21 protein-coding genes are annotated in these 18631 nt (G+C 38.0%); 3 read left to right on the plus strand and 18 right to left on the minus strand.

The genetic code is table 11. The annotated features are described in order from the left end of the window. The 11 genes from M3225_RS02010 to M3225_RS02060 form a co-directional block, all read right to left on the minus strand. Positions 1–843: an ATP-binding cassette domain-containing protein gene (locus tag M3225_RS02010; protein WP_251390775.1), complete on the minus strand. Its 843-nt coding sequence runs from the start codon at positions 841–843 to the stop codon at positions 1–3. Between the two features lie 119 nt (positions 844–962). Next, on the minus strand, positions 963–1472 hold the full coding sequence (locus M3225_RS02015) for a GNAT family N-acetyltransferase (RefSeq protein ID WP_251390777.1): 510 nt from the start codon (positions 1470–1472) through the stop codon (positions 963–965). A 35-nt stretch (positions 1473–1507) separates the two neighbouring features. After that, positions 1508–2713 (minus strand): TolB domain-containing protein, encoded by a 1206-nt coding sequence (locus M3225_RS02020; RefSeq protein ID WP_251390779.1) that lies wholly within the window; start codon positions 2711–2713, stop codon positions 1508–1510. Between the two features lie 101 nt (positions 2714–2814). After that, positions 2815–3633 (minus strand): membrane protein insertase YidC, encoded by an 819-nt coding sequence (gene yidC, locus M3225_RS02025; protein ID WP_013058701.1) that lies wholly within the window; start codon positions 3631–3633, stop codon positions 2815–2817. A gap of 21 nt (positions 3634–3654) precedes the next feature. Further along, complete coding sequence (locus M3225_RS02030; protein ID WP_013058702.1) at positions 3655–3927, minus strand: hypothetical protein; 273 nt, start codon at positions 3925–3927, stop codon at positions 3655–3657. A 211-nt stretch (positions 3928–4138) separates the two neighbouring features. Further along, positions 4139–5518, minus strand: coding sequence for a sucrose-specific PTS transporter subunit IIBC (locus tag M3225_RS02035; RefSeq protein WP_251390782.1), 1380 nt, complete (start codon positions 5516–5518; stop codon positions 4139–4141). A gap of 179 nt (positions 5519–5697) precedes the next feature. Next, complete coding sequence (gene licT / locus M3225_RS02040) at positions 5698–6525, minus strand: BglG family transcription antiterminator LicT (protein WP_251390784.1); 828 nt, start codon at positions 6523–6525, stop codon at positions 5698–5700. A 37-nt stretch (positions 6526–6562) separates the two neighbouring features. Next, entirely contained in the window at positions 6563–7060 is a 498-nt protein-coding gene (locus M3225_RS02045; RefSeq protein WP_251390786.1) for a PTS sugar transporter subunit IIA, read from the minus strand. A gap of 254 nt (positions 7061–7314) precedes the next feature. After that, positions 7315–7941, minus strand: a complete 627-nt coding sequence (locus tag M3225_RS02050) for an FMN-dependent NADH-azoreductase (protein WP_014458563.1) — start codon at positions 7939–7941, stop codon at positions 7315–7317. A 140-nt stretch (positions 7942–8081) separates the two neighbouring features. Then, positions 8082–8543: a transporter gene (locus tag M3225_RS02055; protein ID WP_251390788.1), complete on the minus strand. Its 462-nt coding sequence runs from the start codon at positions 8541–8543 to the stop codon at positions 8082–8084. Between the two features lie 160 nt (positions 8544–8703). Beyond that, complete coding sequence (locus M3225_RS02060; RefSeq protein WP_251390790.1) at positions 8704–9249, minus strand: hypothetical protein; 546 nt, start codon at positions 9247–9249, stop codon at positions 8704–8706. 689 nt (positions 9250–9938) lie between these two features. On the opposite strand from M3225_RS02060, the gene M3225_RS02065 reads away from it, so the two are divergent. After that, a complete protein-coding gene (locus M3225_RS02065; protein ID WP_013084672.1) occupies positions 9939–11105 on the plus strand; it encodes an FtsW/RodA/SpoVE family cell cycle protein in 1167 nt (388 codons plus the stop codon). Between the two features lie 243 nt (positions 11106–11348). Here M3225_RS02065 and M3225_RS02070 read toward each other — a convergent pair whose 3' ends face one another. Continuing rightward, positions 11349–12797 carry a SulP family inorganic anion transporter gene (locus tag M3225_RS02070; RefSeq protein ID WP_251390792.1) on the minus strand — a complete coding sequence of 483 codons (1449 nt, stop codon included), beginning with the start codon at positions 12795–12797 and terminating at the stop codon, positions 11349–11351. Positions 12798–13016: 219 nt separating this feature from the next. Next, positions 13017–13721: a purine-nucleoside phosphorylase gene (gene deoD, locus M3225_RS02075; protein ID WP_013058711.1), complete on the minus strand. Its 705-nt coding sequence runs from the start codon at positions 13719–13721 to the stop codon at positions 13017–13019. Positions 13722–13914: 193 nt separating this feature from the next. On the opposite strand from deoD, the gene M3225_RS02080 reads away from it, so the two are divergent. Then, entirely contained in the window at positions 13915–14067 is a 153-nt protein-coding gene (locus M3225_RS02080) for a hypothetical protein (RefSeq protein WP_013058712.1), read from the plus strand. A gap of 51 nt (positions 14068–14118) precedes the next feature. Here M3225_RS02080 and M3225_RS02085 read toward each other — a convergent pair whose 3' ends face one another. From M3225_RS02085 to M3225_RS02105, 5 genes are all read right to left on the minus strand, one after another. Then, complete coding sequence (locus M3225_RS02085; protein WP_013058713.1) at positions 14119–14442, minus strand: hypothetical protein; 324 nt, start codon at positions 14440–14442, stop codon at positions 14119–14121. A gap of 246 nt (positions 14443–14688) precedes the next feature. Further along, the gene (locus M3225_RS02090) at positions 14689–15315 is read right to left on the minus strand and encodes a phosphatase PAP2 family protein (protein WP_251390794.1); all 627 of its coding nucleotides are present in this window, start codon (positions 15313–15315) and stop codon (positions 14689–14691) included. A gap of 234 nt (positions 15316–15549) precedes the next feature. After that, positions 15550–16320 carry a sporulation protein gene (locus M3225_RS02095; RefSeq protein WP_251390797.1) on the minus strand — a complete coding sequence of 257 codons (771 nt, stop codon included), beginning with the start codon at positions 16318–16320 and terminating at the stop codon, positions 15550–15552. Continuing rightward, positions 16307–17140: a serine/threonine protein kinase gene (locus M3225_RS02100; protein WP_251390799.1), complete on the minus strand. Its 834-nt coding sequence runs from the start codon at positions 17138–17140 to the stop codon at positions 16307–16309. Before M3225_RS02100 ends, M3225_RS02095 begins: the two co-directional genes overlap by 14 nt. Positions 17141–17146: 6 nt before the next feature. Continuing rightward, positions 17147–17401, minus strand: a complete 255-nt coding sequence (locus M3225_RS02105; protein ID WP_114324454.1) for a hypothetical protein — start codon at positions 17399–17401, stop codon at positions 17147–17149. A gap of 117 nt (positions 17402–17518) precedes the next feature. Between M3225_RS02105 and M3225_RS02110 the strand changes: the two genes are divergently transcribed. Beyond that, positions 17519–18580, plus strand: coding sequence for a DUF2515 family protein (locus tag M3225_RS02110; RefSeq protein WP_251390801.1), 1062 nt, complete (start codon positions 17519–17521; stop codon positions 18578–18580). Positions 18581–18631: the final 51 nt, after the last annotated feature.

The following is an 18631-nucleotide window of genomic DNA, read 5'->3' on the forward strand; positions in this document are numbered from 1 at the left end:
TTAAATTTCTTCCCTTTCCATATGATATAGCTTTACAACTTCAGCTTGAACAGCAAGCAATTCTGCAAGAAACTCATTTACATATTTTTTATCTATATAAAAAATCCAGTAGTTTCCGTGCTGTTCAATTTTCGTACACTTTTCTTTTAATAAACGAAGCGGCTTATTGAGAATGACATTTGCCTCAATAACTGTTAAATGCTCAATGAGTTGAACGCGCTCATTCTTCAAAATACGCTGTGAGCCAATGGTGATAACGCGATCCGCTACAGCATGGATGAGCCTTTCTTCATGACAAGTAAATACAATGGTCATCCCTCGTTCTTTGAGCTTTGTAAAAATTCTCTCTACTTCTAGCTGAGCACGAGCATCTAATCCAGATAGTGGTTCATCAAGCAATAGCAGCTTTGAAGAACTCAACAGCGCTTGCATCATGTTGACTTTTTGCTTCATTCCTTTTGAAAAAGAAATGATCTCTTCATGTCTAAACTCCACCATTTCGAAAGTTTCGAGCAGTTCTTCAATTCTAGAGGTGCGCTTTTTCTTAGACAATCCTTGAATTCGTCCCATGTGCTGCAAATATCCTGCTAGCGTAAAACGCAGCTCCTGAGGAAACTGTTCCACCACAAATCCAGGCGTACCGGTTCCTTTGTGAAGGTGAATAGATCCTTTAGTCGGTTTAGATAATCCGCCAATTAGCTTTAAAAACGTACTTTTTCCAGCACCGTTTTTTCCAACAATCGCGACAGTCTCTCCTTTATAAAGCGTCGTATGAACGTTTTCCAATACGGTATGTTTTTTGTATACTTTTGCAACATTTTTTAATTCAATCAGTTTTTCCATCCGCTGCCTCGCCTCTCCATAATCCTATATATTAAATCATAGCATATTTATGGGGAATGTGCTTCCATCTCTATACGTTTCAGCTAAATTTTTCCGACACGAAAAAGCCTTTGATGTGATCAAAGGCTTTTCATAGATAATACCATATGCTCTTCATCAATAAATTCACCATCTACTTGAAGAGCTCTTTTTTCATACGCATAAGGAGTAAAACCGAGGCTTTTGTATAGGGCTTTTGCTCCTTCATTTTCAGAAGCGACGGCTAGGTAGATTTGCAAAACATTCGTTTTGGAAAAAGCTTGTTCAACAGCGGTTTTTAACAGCTTCTTTCCAAGACCTTTTCCCCTTGCTTCAGGGGCTACGTACATGCCCCAAATATCTCCTTTATGCTGAACTTTTAAAGGCTTTTGCTGCTGAAACCCTACAATCCCCACAAGTTGTTTTTCCATAAAAGCTCCTACTACAAATTCTGATTGGCTGCTTGGAAAATGATTTCGGATATCAGCAATTTCTTTTTCATATTCTTCTTCATAACTTAAAATAAAACTTTCAGGATGATTTTTTAAAGCACGAAGACGGAGTTCAAAGTACACGTCAGCGTCTTCTTTTCCTAGCAATCGTATATTCATTTTTTCACCTTAGTTTCTTATGTTTTCATTAACTATTAAGGACTGTACACGCTAAATACTTCATTCCACCGATACAGCTCATAATAATTTCCCGGCAGGTCTAAGCCTGAAATAAGTACCTTGTCATTTTTCGTATCTTTTACACGCGTTAAAAGATTTGCTTGTTTTCGATTTGTGCGAATCCACATCGTTTGATTCGTTGCTTTATGATACACGGGCGCGTAATCTCCTAAGCCTTTTCGGGGAAATGTGAACTGACTTTGCTTATTGGTCTTTACATTCATACTATACAAAAAGGGCAGCGGCCTCTTTTTTTCATCATTCGACCACCCTGCTTCGGGCACACGTGAAATGACGATGTTATCTTTTTCTATCCAAGTGAAATCCCAATCTGCGAAGCCTTTTGGGGTAAACACATGTTCTTTAAAAACCGGCATCTCTTTTAAAGTGAACTTTTTATTTTCGGTGGCGAACCTTCCTTCTCCATTAATAAATGCCAGTACTTGCTCTTCATTACTCCACTTAAACCAATTGGGTACATTAAGCATATCTCCCACTACTTGAAAAGCTTTTCCTTCTTTTGTAATGATGCACAGCTTATTTGCATCTGCAGACATCGAAGCCGTTGGAATAGCTATAAAACTAATCCATTGACCGTTAGGAGACCATTTGAAGCTGCTTGTTGTATACGCAAAAAATGAATCATTTTCTGCTGGCAACGTCGTAAAAGCCTCTACTTTTTTCACATCTAACCCTGCATATTTGCTCACTGTATATAGCTTTACCGGTCCCCATCCCGTGGGCGTCAGCGTAGCAGCTGACGTAATTAAAAATCGATCTCCTTCTGGAAACCATGAAAATTGATCAACGCCTACGGCTACACGCTTCTTTTCATGTGTTTTAACATTGTAATATACTAGAATTCCATTTGAAATATACGCAAGCTCCTCGGCAACCGGTGACCATTGATAATGAGTCACATCATGTTCAACAATTATTGGTTTTCCTTTTAACGGTGCAATCATTAAGGAATCATTTTCTGCATAAGCAATCATATCTCCATGGGATGACCATTGAGGCATAGAGGCATGACGGGCATAGGATAACTGCCTTTCGGTACCGTTATCATATACCCATAGGTTTCCTTGCCGTATAAAACTAACTTTCACTGAATTGGCAGCATCTATTTGCATAGGGAACAGCATAAGAAAAAGCAGACATAACGCTATTTTTTTCAACATGTTCACTCCTGTCTTTTTTTATAGCGTTACACAAATCTTCTTATCTCATCACATTTTTGAAAAAATAAAAAAGCGCAGCTATTCGCTGCGCTTTTTGTATATTATGATTTTGACTTAGATTTTGGTGATGGCTTTGTTTTAGCTTGTGCTGTATTATTAGCCGCATCTTTTTCTTTTAATAAACTCATACGTTTTTTCAAGTAGTAACCTTGTCCAATTCCGAATAAGTTACCGATTACCCAATATAATGCAAGAGCAGATGGAAGTGAAATTCCAGCTACTAAGATGAAGATTGGCATAATGTTCATCATCATTTTCATTGGAGGTTGAATTTCATCTGTCATACTTACACGAATTTGTAAGAATGTCGTAATCGCTGCAACTACCGGTAAAATGAAGTAAGGATCTGGCTTTCCTAAACTTACCCATAAGAATGAATGCTGAGCAATTTCATGCGTTCGTGCAATGGCATTATAAAATGCAATAATAATAGGCATTTGAATAAAGATTGGCAAACATCCGCCAACCGGATTAATTTTATGCGTTTGATAAAGCTGCATCATTTCTTTTTGCTGCTTTTGCTGTGTTTCCGGATCTTTTTTACCAGCATATTTCTTTTGAATCTTTTCCATCTCTGGACGAAGTGCTTGCATAGCCATCGTGCTCTTTTGTTGTTTTAAAATAAGCGGTAATAGAACTAAACGAATGATAACCGTCGCAATGATAATAGACAGACCATAACTTCCGCCTGCCCATTCAGCAATTTTCGTTAATGCCATAGATAAAGGGTAAACAAAATAATGATCCCAGAATCCGCCGCTTGTAGCCGTGACCGGTGTTTTTGTACTGCTACAGCCGGCTAGAGCTAAAAGAAGCGCTCCCATTAAACCAAGCAATAATAATTTTTTATTTCTTTTCATATTCTTTCCTCCTAATAATGACTAAATGTATGAAGTGTTTTTCAGAAGGAAAGGATCTTCTTCATCATTATTCTTCTCTTTAACTGGTGTTTTTCTATACACATGTATAAATACATTTCGTCTTTTCCATATCGTTAATACTGAAGGATCGATCCCTGCATTCACATGGTCGGTGACAGGTTCCGCATGAAAAGCCGTAAACCTAGCTTCACGAAGCATATAATAACAAAGGATGTATAAAACGAAAGCAGATAAATACGGCGCATATAGAAAAAGATCGTGATAAAATTCCATGTGCCAGCTCTCTTTCTGACTATAATAGTACAATCCAATATATGTAGTGTAGCATTTACGTTCCTGTTACACAACATCAACTTATCTCTTTGACTGTTCTACGTATTACTTTTTAAAAAGTTTCATATTTACGACACAAAATTTGCTCACCACAAGATATGATGAGCAAATGTAATATCGTTCGCTATTGTTGTATTCTTACCGCTGTTCATCAGTCTTCTTTTAATTTCATAAACCACGTAACGCCGAATGCTACACCCACAGAAATAATCATACCGATTATATAGTGAATTAAATTGCTCATACCAAGCGGTGCAGCGATTGCCATCATTGGAATGCCCGTGAGTCCGTATGCATTGGCTACTACGTGCATAAGTACAACGTAGCCTCCCCCGGCTGCTCCGCCTATAGCCGCAGCAATAAAGGGCTTGCGAAGTCTTAAGTTGACGCCGAAAATAATCGGTTCTGTAATTCCTAAGAAGGAAGAAATAGCCGCTGGAATCGCAATTTTTTTCGTTTTGGTATTTTTCGTTTTAAAATAAACAGCTAACCCTGCTCCTCCCTGTGCTACATTCGCGCAGGCCCAAATAGGGAGTAAGAAGTTAACGCCAATCTTCGGATTAGCAAGCAGTCCTGCTTCAATGGCATGAAAACTATGCTGCAAGCCTGTTAATACAATGGTTGAATAAAAGCCTCCAAACAAAATTCCTGCAAACACTCCGGCTACATCGTATAGAGACTGAAGGCTAATGGAAATTAAATCTCCAATATAGCGACCAAAAGGACCAATAAACACAAGTGACACAAAGCCTGTGATGATAACAGTTAAAAAAGGCGTAATGAGTAAATCAACAGAATTCGGCACAATTTTCCTCAGTCCCTTTTCAATTTTGCTCATGACGTAGATAGCCAATAAAATCGGAACGACCGTACCTTGATAACCAATAAGCGGAATACTTAGGCCAAACAAATCCATATATTCTGGTTTAGCATCTGCCAATGTCCACGGATTTAATAACATCGGATGCGTCAAAATCCCTCCGATAACCGCCCCAAGATAAGGGTTTGAACCAAATTCTTTTGCAGCTGAAAACCCGATTAAAATTGGCAAAATAATAAATGCAGCACCTGAGAACATATCTAACAACACAAACAACGCGCTATCTTCTGATACCCAGCGGAACGCTTTCATCATCCCGAGCAGTCCCATTAATAAACCACTGGCTACAATGGCTGGAATAATGGGAACAAAAATATTGGAAAGCATGCGGGCAAAACGAGCAAATGGGTTCATTTTCTTTTTCATTTCTTCTTGGTGATCCACTGGGGCAGCAGCCTCTTCAGCACCCAGTTCTTTAACAAAAGCAGCGTGAATTTTATTAACGAGACCGGTTCCAAAAATAATTTGAAACTGTCCTGAATTTGAAAAAGCCCCTTTTACATCTTCTATTTCATCCAAACCTTTTTGATCGATTTTGCTTTCATCTCGAATAACGAGGCGTAAACGCGTAGCACAGTGCTGAGCACTAGCAATATTTTCTTTTCCTCCTAAAAGCGGAACAAGTTTTTTAGCAATTTCTTTTACGTCCATCTTACTTCCTCCTTTTTGTATGTCATAAAAAAAGCAAGACCTAAAATACGCTTATAAAAGACACATTTGTCCTTCATGCGCATCCTAGGTCTTGCCTGCTTTACCAGTCACAATCCCGATTATTCAATTAATACGCTTTCATTGTACTCAAAGCAACAATATTCGTCAATGGTTTTTTTCTATATTCTTTGCTCTATTCGGCAAATGTGAAGCGTGATGTATCCTAACTCCGCTTCTGGAAAATTAATTTCGTACTCATCTTTGACAAATTGCTTTATTGTTTCAGCGCACTGATACGATTTTTTATATTTGACTTTTAATACCTCGAGCATCTCTTCATCCATCTCATGAAAAGGTTCATTTTGCGCTAAACGATTTAACGCAAAGCGCAAGTGAGTCAGCAGACGCTGATAGGACATGCTGTTTTCATCAATCTCCATATTCAGCTCTTTTTTTATAATCGTAACCATTTCATTAATAATCGTTGTATTCATCATTAGCTGCTGCATTCCTGGTGAATTCAGTTTCGCTGTATGAATATGAAGCGCAATATATCCCGCTTCGTCAATCGGCATAGTGATACCTAGTCTCTTTTTGATATGCTGAAGAGCCCACATTCCTATTGCATACTCAGGCTGATAAAGAGATTTAATTTCATTGAGCAATTTATTTTGTATGGAAATTCCCCGGGCTATCCTTTCGATAGCAAAGGATAAATGATCGCTCAAAGCAATATGCACATGATTACTTAGCGTAGCAGAAAGGTGCTGCTCAGCATAAGAAATGATTTCTTCCGCCACTTGAATATGCTCTTCAGGAAGGTTTTTTAATAGTTCTTGAAACTTTTCCTGTTCTTCTTTCATGACAAAGACTTTCTCAACTTTCGCAGCATTAATAAGATCATTTTTACCTTTTTGAAAAGCGATACCGGGACCCATCGCAATTTTTTCAACTCCGCCTTCCTTAAAGACAACGGCGTTGTTATTTAGCACTTTTAAAATCTTCAAATGCGCTCTCCTTTCTTAAAGGAAAAGGCCTTGCTTATTACTTCATCGTTACTTTTGCACAAGCCGTTTCGCCTTTTTGAACCGTCCCTTGAGCCAAAATTTCGAAACTTTCACTTGCATCACTATTTGTAATAACAATTGGTGTGATAATACTTTTCGCTTTTTCTTGAATAAGCGCTAAATCAAATGTAATAAGAGGTGTTCCTACACTTACTTTGTCACCTTGTGCCACGTGAGCTTCGAATCCTTCGCCTTCCATTGCCACTGTTTCAAGGCCGATATGTATTAATACTTCCGTACCGGCTTCTGTTTTTAAGCCTACTGCATGTTTTGTATGGAAAAGCTGAACTACTTCCCCAGCAACGGGTGAAACAACTTTTCCCTCTGAAGGTTCGATTGCAAAACCGTCTCCCATCATCTTCTGTGCAAACACTGGATCTGGCACTTCGCTGATTGGCAGGATATTACCTGAAAGTGGAGCTAGAACGGTTGTTTCTTTTGATTTTGTCTTACTACCAAATAATTTTTTAAACATCTCAATCACCCTTTTTTAGATTGTACTTGTAGCATACCCCAATGATTCTGTAGAAAAACTTCTCCTATCCCGGTGTTACGTTAACATGGTCATTATTTAACCATGCTTTTTTTGTCTTGTAAATAAAAATGTATAAGCGTTTTTATAAGAAGTACGTTCCCTATGCTGCACTTTATGTAATCCTTCACATATTTTTCGAAGGAGGGATATTGAATTTTAAACCTAAAAAAAGCCCTTTTAAAGGGCTTTTTACATTAGAATGTTGACGCAACTTCTTTTGCTTTTTCAGATGCTTTTGCTAAAATATTGTCTGCTTCTGCTGGTGTATAAGCCATACCTTCTGCAACAACCAGTTGGAAATCTTGAACACCAATGAAGCCCATCACTGTACGTAAATAGCTTTGAGTAAATTCTAGCTCTGCCGCAGGGCCTTCTGAATATACGCCTCCACGAGCCTCTAGTAATACTACTTTTTTATCTGAAGCTAATCCTACTGGACCATTTTCAGTATATTTAAACGTTTTTCCTGCAATTAAAATGTTATCAATGTATGCTTTCATTAGTGGAGGGAAGCTTAAGTTCCACATTGGAGCTGAGAAAATGACTTTGTCAGCTTGTAAAAACTGCTCTACTAATTCACCCATACGCGTTACTTTTTCTAATTCAACAGCTGATAATTCTTCGCCAGCTCCTGCTTTTCCCCATGCCGCTAAAACATCTCCATCAATGAACGGAACTGTTTCTTTATACAAATCAAGCGTTGTTACTGTATCAGTCGGATTTGCTGTTTTATACTCATCTAAGAAAACCTGCGCTAAACGAGTTGAAAATGATGCTTCATCAACCTGCGGATTTACTTTTACATATAATACATTTGCCATAAATGTCATCTCCTAAAAAGTGTATATTATATTTAATTCAAGATATTACTAAACAAATTATCTTTAATTCGAGATTTATTATATAACGTCATTTTTTATGCGTCAACCTTTTCGCATAAAAAAACTCCGCAAGCGGAGTTTTATAAACATTGAAATTCTCGAATTTGATTTACATCTACCCCAGCATATACCCAGAAAGATCCTGTCCAGCGATATCCTGCAACTGAGCGCCTGCCTACAAAGGTTGGGTAAAACCAGTAAGGTCGACCATTTCTCGGCCATATATAGGTGTATCGGTATAAGCATCCTGAAATAGCGCCTGGATCAACAGCATAAAGTGATGGACCTCCTGAACCTAGCTTTGGTGTAGGTGTAAAAGCTGGAGGCGGACTTGAAGGCGGCTGCGCTCCTCCAGGTGGCGGCGGTGGAAATCCTTGACCTCCTCCTCCAGGTGGTGACGGTGGAAACCCTTGGCCTCCTCCTCCAGGTGGAAACGCTGGAAACCCTTGGCCTCCTCCTCCAGGTGGAAACGCTGGAAACCCTTGGCCTCCTCCAGGTGGAAACAAATTTTGAAAACGTGGATCATATTGATATGGATACATACGCACTCCCCCTTTATAATGCTTGCTACGTTACAATATGCATCATAATGAAGATAGGTGAATGTCTACTTTTACCTTCTACAAACTAATTGAACTATATCAAACTTGATGAGCTTAAAGAAGAGCCTTATCGGAGGAAGTAATAAATCCAACACGGAAACTACTTGCGTGTTGGATCTGCTTGTGGAAAATATTTTTCAATAAAATTATATAGCCAAAATACGGTAATCAAAATAGGAGCTATCAGAAAAGGATGTTGAATCCACATTTTCACCAGTACCTTTTCAAATGACGGAATCGATTTTAACACTTGAAATAACGAGCTTCCGCTAAAAATAACGCTCGTGCCTACTAATAAAAAAGATAGCCAGTTAAACTGATCCATCCACATGCTCATAGAGATATAAAAACTAATACCCGTTCCTATGCCCCCCATCATTCCGCTTAAAATACTTTTTACCGAAAAAGGAATCCCTACAAACCACCCGGCTCCTAGTCCTGCACACCCTGCTAAAATGCTAGAAAAAAGAAGCGGCTGCTCAAGCCAGAGACATGCATTCACTCCAACCACTAAGGTGACATGTATTCCTACGTGAAGGGAAAGTCTTTTGCCAACAGGCTCTGAAACATAATGATAGTAGCGCCCACTATAAAAAATTGTCCACCATAATAATAAAAATGCTATCACACTTGCCCCAATAATCATAAACACACCTCTCTACGTTATGATTCTATTAATCTCTATCTATTATTTTCCTAATATCCTGTGCCTCTTATTCGGTAATCTACCCCTATGCCTTCCATACTTTCGTTTATCAGCAAAAAAGCAGAATATGACTGTATTCTTGTCTCAACTGTTTACTTGTGGGGGTGTGCTAAGAAGTTGAATGTCTGCGTTTAGAAAAAGATAGTAGAGAACACTCTCTCTTATCTTTACTATTATTCATATGTATAGCTTGCTAGATTTAGTCCTCGCAGTTTAGAATTTTTCAGTCGTTCATATGAAACTATTTGCCCCTTTCTTTCGTTATATATATACGTTTCTTTATCTTTTCACGTGCAAAAAAAGATAAATTCCTATAATATGTTTTCATATTAACCTTTAAGGAGATAAAGAAGATGAATTGGATAAATCCCTGCAAATAGAGTTTTTAGAAAAAAGAAATTGTTATCATTTCTCCTATTTATGTTATAGAATAATTCATGTATAATAAAAGGCTGTATGGTAACGCAGTTTGCGACATATCTTTTCTTACTTTTAGCAAGTCTATATTCAAAGCAAAAACTGCAAAGTGGGGTTAGTGCGACTCTTCATTAATCGACTTTGCACTAAAAACCAGCATTTTTCTTTTATCATAAAGAAAGAATCAGATTTAATAGTGACAGGTGAATAATATGGGTGAAAATCAAAGAAATGTTAGTAGATTTGACTGGAACTTGGCTTTCCTAATCTTCCTATTATTTTGCGTAAGCGTTGTGGCAATCCATAGTGCTGAAAAAATTGGGCAGTATGATAAGAACTTCGTAGCGCAACAAGTTGTTTTTTATATTATTGGAATGGTGATTATAGGATTTGTCATGCGTTTTGACTCCGATCAGCTTCAAAAGCTAACGTGGGTTTTTTATGGATTTGGGAACTTTTTATTGCTTCTTTTACTAGTGGCTCCGTCAAGTATTGCCAGAGAAATTAATGGGGCAAAAAGTTGGTTCACACTTCCCGGCTTTTCGTTGCAGCCATCAGAGTTTATGAAAGTGTTTTTGATTATCACACTGAGTACGGTCATTGTTAAACACAATGAAAAATATCGTATCCGGACAGTAAGAGAAGACTTTTTACTGCTTGGTAAACTGGGCGCTGTACTTGCTTTACCTTTATTATTAATCATGCAGCAGCCTGACTTAGGTACCGCTCTTGTTTTCTTAGCAATCACGGTTGGACTTGTATTTGTTTCAGGCGTAAGCTGGAAAATCATCGCGCCTGCATTTTTAGGTATTACAGCAGTTGGCTCTGTCATTTTGGGACTTGTTGTTTATGCACCTAGCCTATTAGAAAAGTATCTAGGGGTTAAGCAATACCAATTTGGACGTATTTATTCATGGCTTGATCCTGAGTCATATAGTTCCGGTGAGGGCTATCATTTAAAGAAATCGTTAGATGCGATTGGGTCAGGAATGGTAAACGGTAAAGGAATCGGAAATGGAGTTGTCTATTTGCCAGAGGGACAGACCGACTTTATTTTTGCCGTTATTGGAGAAGAGTTTGGCTTTATCGGTGCCAGCATTGTTATTAGTCTTTTCTTCGTACTCGTTTATTACTTGATCAAGCTAGGCCTTGAAACAAAAAATGAATTCAATTCTTACTTATGTGTAGGCGTTATTTCAATGCTTACGTTCCACGTATTCCAAAATATCGGTATGACCATTCAAGTCTTGCCTATTACCGGAATTCCCCTTCCTTTTATTTCATATGGAGGTAGTTCACTGATGGGGAACATGTTTGCAATGGGTCTGATGTTTGGAATCTCATGGCATCACAAACGCTATATGTTTGGAAATGATTAAAGAGAGACGATGGTCTCTCTTTTTTCTTTTATCTACCTATCAAGCATGCTACAATAAAGAAAACGCTTTCGAATTCTGTTTTAAAAGGGGTAGATATGCATGCTTGATTACCAATATCGGCGCAAAGCCTATGCTATTTTGTTAAAACAGACATCCGTAACTTCATCTACATCTTCTTTTTTTACCTGGCTTATACAGCTACTAAAACGAAACGCATAAAAAAGGTGTGCAATTGCACACCTTTTATTTATGGGTCAGCGACGTTAAACCGAGTTGCCTTACGATTTTTTTACTGTCTTCATTGAGCCCTTTTACAATAACCTTTTTATTCAATCGCTCGTACTTATCCATAATTTTTGAGATGCCAATCACAGCCGATTGATCCCATATATGAGAATGACTAAAATCAATAATGATGGTATCTGGGTCTGTTTCATACTGAAATTCATCCATGAAGAAACTGATGGTGGCAAAAAATAATTGCCCTGAAACCCTGTATTGTTTCATATTGCCTTCTATTTGTGAAGTTGTTTTGATTTTAGCCATCTTCCAGCCAAATACAATGGCACTTAAAACAATACCTACCATTACTCCTAGTGCTAAGTTATGTGTAAACAATACGATAACCACCGTAACAATCATTACAATGGCATCCGATAGCGGATATTTCGTTAAGTCTTTAAGGGACTGCCAATCAAATGTACCGGCAGCTACCATAAACATAACGCCTACAAGAGCAGCCATTGGAATTTGTTTAACAACATCGCCAAGCACCATAATTAAGAACAATAAAAAGACTCCGGCGACTAAGGTAGATAACCTTCCTCGTCCCCCTGATTTTACATTAATCATAGATTGTCCAATCATGGCACAGCCAGCCATTCCTCCAAAGAAGCCTGTTACAATATTAGCGATGCCTTGACCGCGCGCTTCTTTATTTTTATTCGAAGGCGTATCTGTAATTTCGTCCAGTACCGTTGCCGTTAGCATAGATTCAAGCAGGCCTACAATCGCTAAAGGAAGCGAATAAGGTAAAATGATAAGCAGTGTCTCCACTGATAAATCAACCTTTGGAAAGTGAAGAATCGGCAGTGAACGCGTAATATTCCCCATATCTCCTACCGTTTTTAAATCTAAATGAAAGACAATCGCTACAATCGTCATCAAGACAATAGCAACAAGCGGAGATGGTATTGCTTTGGTCATGAGCGGAAACAAATAGACGATGAGCAGTGTTCCGGCTACCATCGCGTACATCATCCAATTTGCTCCTTCAAAATGCGGAAGCTGTGCTGAAAAAATTAAAATACCTAGCGCATTTACAAATCCAATCATAACTGTTTGAGGAAGAAACGATAAAAATTTCCCTACTTTCAGAACACCAAATAAAATTTGAATGATTCCGGTTAAAACAGTAGCTGCAAATAAATACTCAATGCCATGGTCTTTCACTAAGTTAATCATCAATAAAGACATCGCTCCTGTTGCAGCTGAAATCATAGCTGGTCTTCCGCCTGTAAAAGCAATCACAATTGCCATACAAAAAGATGCATACAAGCCAACCATAGGATCGACACCGGCGATAATGGAAAAAGCAAGAGCTTCTGGAATAAGCGCAAGAGCAACTGTCATCCCAGACAAAATATCTGCTCGAACGTTTGAAAACCACTGCTGTTTAATACTTGCCATCATGATGGTTTATCACCTCTTATGAATTTTTTATACGATTTTCGACTTTCACGAAAATCAAATCCGTTTTTAACGTATCAAATCGTACCATACAATTTCCTGTTTGGAAACAATTAATTTTCACAAATAAAAAGACGAGAAGCTTGATTGCTTCTCGTCTTTTTATTTGTTACGCGGCGGCATTTCGCTGCCATTCAACAAATAAAAGAAATGAAATTATGTTCATTCATTAATTGCTGCTTCAAGCGCAACAACAATCATATCGTTAAAGGTCGTTTGACGCTCTTCTGACGTTGTTTCTTCACCAGTGAAAATGTGATCACTTACTGTTAAAACCGATAAAGCATTACGGCCGTATTTAGCGGCTAGCGTATATAGAGCCGTTGTTTCCATTTCAACTGCCAATACGCCGTGAGCTGCCAATTTTTCTAGCTGGCCGTCTTCATTGTAAAATTGATCAGATGTAAATACACTTCCTACTTTTAACTGAAGGCCTTTTTCAACACCTGCATCATAAGCGCGCTTTAATAAGTCAAAGTTAGCTGTCGGTGCATAGTCAATAGGACCAAATTTAACGCGGTTCATTTGTGAATCACTTGACGAAGACATGGCTAAAATAACGTCACGTACTTTTACATCTTTTTGAATTGCCCCGCATGTGCCAACGCGAATTAGGTTTTGAACACCATATTCATTCATTAGTTCATTTACATAAATAGCAATTGATGGTACACCCATTCCTGTTCCTTGAACAGAAACGCGCTTTCCTTTATATGTTCCTGTGAATCCAAGCATACCGCGCACTTCGTTATAGCAAGTTACATCTTCTAAAAACGTTTCTGCAATGTATTTTGCGCGAAGTGGATCACCTGGAAGTAAAATCGTTTCTGCAATATCACCTTGTTTTGCCCCAATATGTACGCTCATTTCGTACCTCCTATATGTAAAAAATCTTACGCTTTCACTATACCATATTGTATCCCTTGCATGTCTATTTACTTCTAACATTATGCGTCAAAAATAAAAAGACATACTGCCCAAAAAATGGCGTAGTATGTCTTTTTATATAAGGGTACGCTAATAGCGCAAGGATTTAATAACTTTAGCTGAGGTGATATGTATGGGAAAAAAACATCGCAACCGAATTAATTCGCCTAAAAAGAATAATCATATTCCAAAAGAAGCAATTATAGCAGAACATGAAGCGCATGGGGATGAATATTCAGCAACAAACCGAAAAAATGGCCCTGGCCATCATACTCGTGATTACTAGGGGTCAACATATAAATAAAAAGCGGCCAGATAGGTCGCTTTTACCTTATGTTTAACGTACGTGCAGGCGATTCACTTTTTGCCAGCCGTCTGTCCATAGCTTGTAGTAATACTTTCCTCGAGTACCTTCATCAATTAACAAAATATCGCCTGTGCTAATAAACCTCGCATCACAATCCTTTGGCAAATTATCAGCAATATTAAACATCTGAAATACTTGTGTTGCTGCGTCTTGATGATCGAATGCTGTAATCGTTAGACGATGGACAGGCTTATATCCGCGCTTTTCGCCTTTTTCTTCTGTTTGCATAATGGTTACATCATATTCTGTGCTAATATTAAATTGTTTTTTTATTGTGGTCCACACACTCAACATTCTTCCCTCCACCCAAAAGCAAGTATCTACTCTTTTACGTCATGTATTCTTATATAATTAGTTATAAAATCCGAAAACCCTTTATCGAATCAAAACGTTTTTTGTCGAAATTACTAGTTTTTTCTTGTTAAACATGTACATAAAATATTTGTTTCCCATTTTATCACTAGTTGTTTTTGAATGGATGAATCAATAGGCCTACTTAAACAAATTGAAATATTAACGAAAAAAATGTAACCATTGCTCCTATTTTTTCTTATATATGCGCTTAGAAAGAAGATAGATCCCTAACGACCAAGCAAGTCCTAAACAATATCCTGCTAGTATATCAGTTAAGAAGTGTACGCCTAAATACAAACGGCTAAAGCCAATTAATAAAATAAGAATGGCAATTACGCATGTAGCTGCCGTTTTAATCGCCCTGCTTCTTGTATACATCCATATTAACAAAAGTAATCCGCTGTAAAACGCCATTGAGTTCATGGCATGTCCGCTCGGAAAACTGTAGTGAGATGCGGGAACGACTTGACTCCAGTCAGGTCTTGGTCTTGCAAAAATCTCCTTTAATCCCCAATTTAACGCGCGAACTCCCCAGAAAACGAGCGTCATATATAAAGCGAGCAATCCTTTTCGTTTATAGAGAAGAAAGACCATAACCGCAAACCATATTGGCGCAGTTACATACCAAGATCCTACCGTTGTTATAAATATGATGATGGATGTTAACGTGTCTGTCCTCCATCCTTCAATAGTATGAAGTACATTAAAGTCAAGCTGTTTCACCCAAGGTGTATTAAACGTAAATAATATGAGTAAAAAGAAAGCCAAGAGAGATACAATAAATAGAGAATATTTTGTAGTGCGATTTACCATTTTTTATTTCCTCCAACCTATTAAAAGAAAAAGCATGTAGCGTTCTACATGCTTTACTTATTCACACGTTTTGGCTGAATATAGTCTTCTGGCTTAGGAGCTTGATGAACGACAAATTCAGCCGATAATTCCTCTTTTGCATTTATTTTTTTCGGTTGCTTTGGTTGCGGCATATACCTCTCTCCTTTCTTTTTACTGTCTTTAATATACGAAAAAAAAGGAGAGCTATGCACTTTAGCTATAGCGTGAAATAATATTAGTTAATATATTTTTTAACTGAGGAATTTCTTTTTCAGAAACATGAACATGAACGAGCGACTCATCTGCATCCAGCATTTCAGATAGAAAACCGCCAAATCCTCTGGCACGTCGATCCACTTCTATAAATAAATCGTAGTCATGTAAGCCGCTCGGCTGCACGATGATTTCAATTTCGTCCACTTTCCCAGCATACACTCCACCGCTTGGAACAAATTCAAATTCTTGAACAAAAGGAAGTCTTTTTCTCATCCTGCGAGGAGCTTCTTCGCACTCGACTTGGCGCAAGCGAAAGCCAAGCTGTTCCATGGCTTCAATTGTGCTTGTTACCATAAGGTTAGGAAGCACTTTTACATGATCAATATCCGACGGATCAACCGCATCTTTAATATCAAGGCTCGTCGCCACCCAAACCCGGGTTCTCCCTAATGTAACAGGCGTATCATCAGGCAGCTGAAATGTAAAAGGAATAGACTTCGTTTCAGATGGTTGAATCGTGAACGGGTCGTTAATCTTAAACGTATTAAGCTCAATATCCTGCTTGTATTTTTTATCGTCTCTTTCTTTTACATAGGTTGTGAATAGACGCAGATAGATGCTGTCAATTTTCTGTTCAACATTGCCTCCATACACTTCAACAATCCCTTCAATCTTTTCACCAGCACGAAATTCATCATTGACAAGCTTAGCGTCCACTCGCGCTGCACCAATTCCAATGCGGGCTAACGCTTTATTAAATAGCGCCATATTTTCCCCTCCCCGAGTTCTTACTATTTATATAGTCATAAATATCTTTTTGTAAACTTTTAATACTTTCATACGATTCATCGGCTCTCAGCATTTTTTGAATGATGGTCTTAATAGGTGTCGACAAACTTAGCTCTTGTTCCCAGCTTCTTTCTTGTTTCTCCGTCGGCTCATAACCAGAGTATAATAAAAATAAAAGAAAATGACCAAGTGCATAGATATCGCTTGCAACAGATGTTTGTCTCATAAACTGCTGTTCTTCTATAAGGCTGCTTGTTTCTTCATGATCCCCTAACAATCTAGCAAGACCAAAGTCAATAACATAGATGGTTCCTTTAACATCAATAATGTTTGGAATACGAAGATCACGGTGAACAATTCCTTGCTCATGAATAACGGAAACTACTTCTAGGATATCAAGTAAAATTCCAAGCGCTTTTTCTTCCGTATATACGCACTTTTCTTCAAAAATTAAATCTTCAAACGTTTTTCCTTGAATCAACTCCATCACTAGGAAACATCCTTCATCTGTTTCGATAACTTCATACAGCGAAGGAATTTGAGGGTGATTTAATTGAGACAGCAATTTCGCTTCATAATGATAAGACTTCAACCCCTGAGGCGTGCGCTGCTTCGTTTTACGGAGCTGTTTTACTACTACCTCTTTTTGTTGCACAATGTCGTTAGCAACATATGTTATACCATAGCTTCCCATTCCCAGTACATTTATGATTTCATAGCGCTCACAAATGACTTTTCCTTTTTTAAAAGGACGGTCAACTAGCCAGCGATGAAGGTGTTTGAACATTCGTTTTTTCATTCCAAATCAACTTGAGAAAAAGCTTGAGAAGAAGCTTCCGCTTTTACGTTTGCGCTTATAGTGGTGATGGCCATATTTTGAATGACTGTGGCTGTCATAATATTTGCTGCGTTTATAATCGCTACTGCTGCTATGGTGACGCGGACGTCTGTAATGATGATCACTGCTACTGTAGTGACGAGGACGTCGATAGTGTCGATCGCTGCTGCTGTAGCGTCGATGTTTAGATCCAGTTAATGATTCAAAAATTTTTCTGAACATAAAGAAAACCTCTTTTCTTAACATTTGTTACCCTTTATACGTACGAAATGTTATAAAGGTTTCAAAAAATCCCTTACCCTTTTTTTATATAGTTAAACGTTTCAAAGGAGGCCTAACATGACTTCTACTGACACAAATTCCCTCATTAGATTGGAGGATGTTCTTCGCCTGCAGCAAATGATGCAGCTCAAACCTCCTGCTACTCTCCCGCTGTCTTTTATCGGAGAAGACGTAAAATTGATTAAAGAGATTCGAAAAAAAGTAAAAAAAGCTAATCAAAACAATGTTACACGTACACAAGCTTATTTAGACTATTATCAAAAGCACCCTGAAATTCACTGGGCTCTTTTAGCACACTTGGTTTCACGAAACGGCGGCTATTATATGACAGATCTCTCCACTACCTTAATAAAATCCCTGCTTTCGCCAGAAAAACAGCACGCGTACTTCTTGTTTTTAGAACATTCCAATTCCGCCATTTTTCATGATGCTTACGCTCAGCTTTTACTCTATGAAAAAAGCAAAGAGCAAAACAGCAATCTGTTTCATTTACTCCCCGCTTTTCACATATCTTCTTTTATGAAAGCTGTTTGGAATGACTTTTGGCAGTATAGAAACAAAACGCTCTTATCAATAGCCCTGATTGTGAACGAACAGTATCATATCGAAAAAAATGTTCTCTTTAAAAAAGAGTTTCAGCGGGATGTTCTTCACTCTTGGCAGTTTCACACTCAAAACTTTCTCGGCATGACTCAAATCATCTTTCCCTATTATTCAGGTAATAAAATTGATTTAAGTGGAACAAAAGTGTATCATTTCGAGTCTGTCTTAAAACGGATTGAAGTGGGAAAAACTTTATACGTTCTTCTTTTTTATTCAAACTTGCATGATGGTATTTATACGTTTAGCCTTAAACACCCCCACACAGGGTCTCGAAGCGATTATAATTCGGATATATTTACAAATGATCGAACTCATTCCAAAAAGCTGTATAGCCCGACTTTAAATATGAGCTGGGGAGACCGCGTACATCTTTTTTTAAGAAAAGATGATTGGTTTGAAGACGAAAGCATATTTTCTCTCCTTGAGTCTATTCCTGCTTCTTCAGTTAAAAAAATTCCCCTTCAGCATCATATAAAAGTGCAATCTGCTATTAAAGCTGCTAACCCTTTTTCATAACCGCTGTCTCATAAACAAAACGACGAGTTTCCCCGTCGTTACAGATGTATC

Source organism: Priestia aryabhattai (assembly GCF_023715685.1).
Lineage (GTDB): Bacteria > Bacillota > Bacilli > Bacillales > Bacillaceae_H > Priestia > Priestia aryabhattai_B.

Bases quoted from the DNA above. Each gene is read 5' to 3' on its own strand.
- M3225_RS02100 (WP_251390799.1), bottom strand. From the start codon at position 17,140: ATGAAAAAACGAATGTTCAAACACCTTCATCGCTGGCTAGTTGACCGT.
- M3225_RS02010 (WP_251390775.1), bottom strand. From the start codon at position 843: ATGGAAAAACTGATTGAATTAAAAAATGTTGCAAAAGTATACAAAAAA.
- M3225_RS02085 (WP_013058713.1), bottom strand. From the start codon at position 14,442: ATGTTGAGTGTGTGGACCACAATAAAAAAACAATTTAATATTAGCACA.
- M3225_RS02045 (WP_251390786.1), bottom strand. From the start codon at position 7,060: ATGTTTAAAAAATTATTTGGTAGTAAGACAAAATCAAAAGAAACAACC.
- M3225_RS02070 (WP_251390792.1), bottom strand. From the start codon at position 12,797: ATGATGGCAAGTATTAAACAGCAGTGGTTTTCAAACGTTCGAGCAGAT.
- M3225_RS02055 (WP_251390788.1), bottom strand. From the start codon at position 8,543: ATGTATCCATATCAATATGATCCACGTTTTCAAAATTTGTTTCCACCT.
- M3225_RS02110 (WP_251390801.1), top strand. From the start codon at position 17,519: ATGACTTCTACTGACACAAATTCCCTCATTAGATTGGAGGATGTTCTT.
- yidC (WP_013058701.1), bottom strand. From the start codon at position 3,633: ATGAAAAGAAATAAAAAATTATTATTGCTTGGTTTAATGGGAGCGCTT.
- M3225_RS02060 (WP_251390790.1), bottom strand. From the start codon at position 9,249: ATGATTATTGGGGCAAGTGTGATAGCATTTTTATTATTATGGTGGACA.
- M3225_RS02015 (WP_251390777.1), bottom strand. From the start codon at position 1,472: ATGAATATACGATTGCTAGGAAAAGAAGACGCTGACGTGTACTTTGAA.
- M3225_RS02090 (WP_251390794.1), bottom strand. From the start codon at position 15,315: ATGGTAAATCGCACTACAAAATATTCTCTATTTATTGTATCTCTCTTG.
- M3225_RS02095 (WP_251390797.1), bottom strand. From the start codon at position 16,320: ATGGCGCTATTTAATAAAGCGTTAGCCCGCATTGGAATTGGTGCAGCG.
- M3225_RS02080 (WP_013058712.1), top strand. From the start codon at position 13,915: ATGGGAAAAAAACATCGCAACCGAATTAATTCGCCTAAAAAGAATAAT.
- M3225_RS02035 (WP_251390782.1), bottom strand. From the start codon at position 5,518: ATGGACGTAAAAGAAATTGCTAAAAAACTTGTTCCGCTTTTAGGAGGA.
- M3225_RS02105 (WP_114324454.1), bottom strand. From the start codon at position 17,401: ATGTTCAGAAAAATTTTTGAATCATTAACTGGATCTAAACATCGACGC.
- deoD (WP_013058711.1), bottom strand. From the start codon at position 13,721: ATGAGCGTACATATTGGGGCAAAACAAGGTGATATTGCAGAAACGATT.
- M3225_RS02020 (WP_251390779.1), bottom strand. From the start codon at position 2,713: ATGTTGAAAAAAATAGCGTTATGTCTGCTTTTTCTTATGCTGTTCCCT.
- M3225_RS02065 (WP_013084672.1), top strand. From the start codon at position 9,939: ATGGGTGAAAATCAAAGAAATGTTAGTAGATTTGACTGGAACTTGGCT.
- M3225_RS02030 (WP_013058702.1), bottom strand. From the start codon at position 3,927: ATGGAATTTTATCACGATCTTTTTCTATATGCGCCGTATTTATCTGCT.
- M3225_RS02050 (WP_014458563.1), bottom strand. From the start codon at position 7,941: ATGGCAAATGTATTATATGTAAAAGTAAATCCGCAGGTTGATGAAGCA.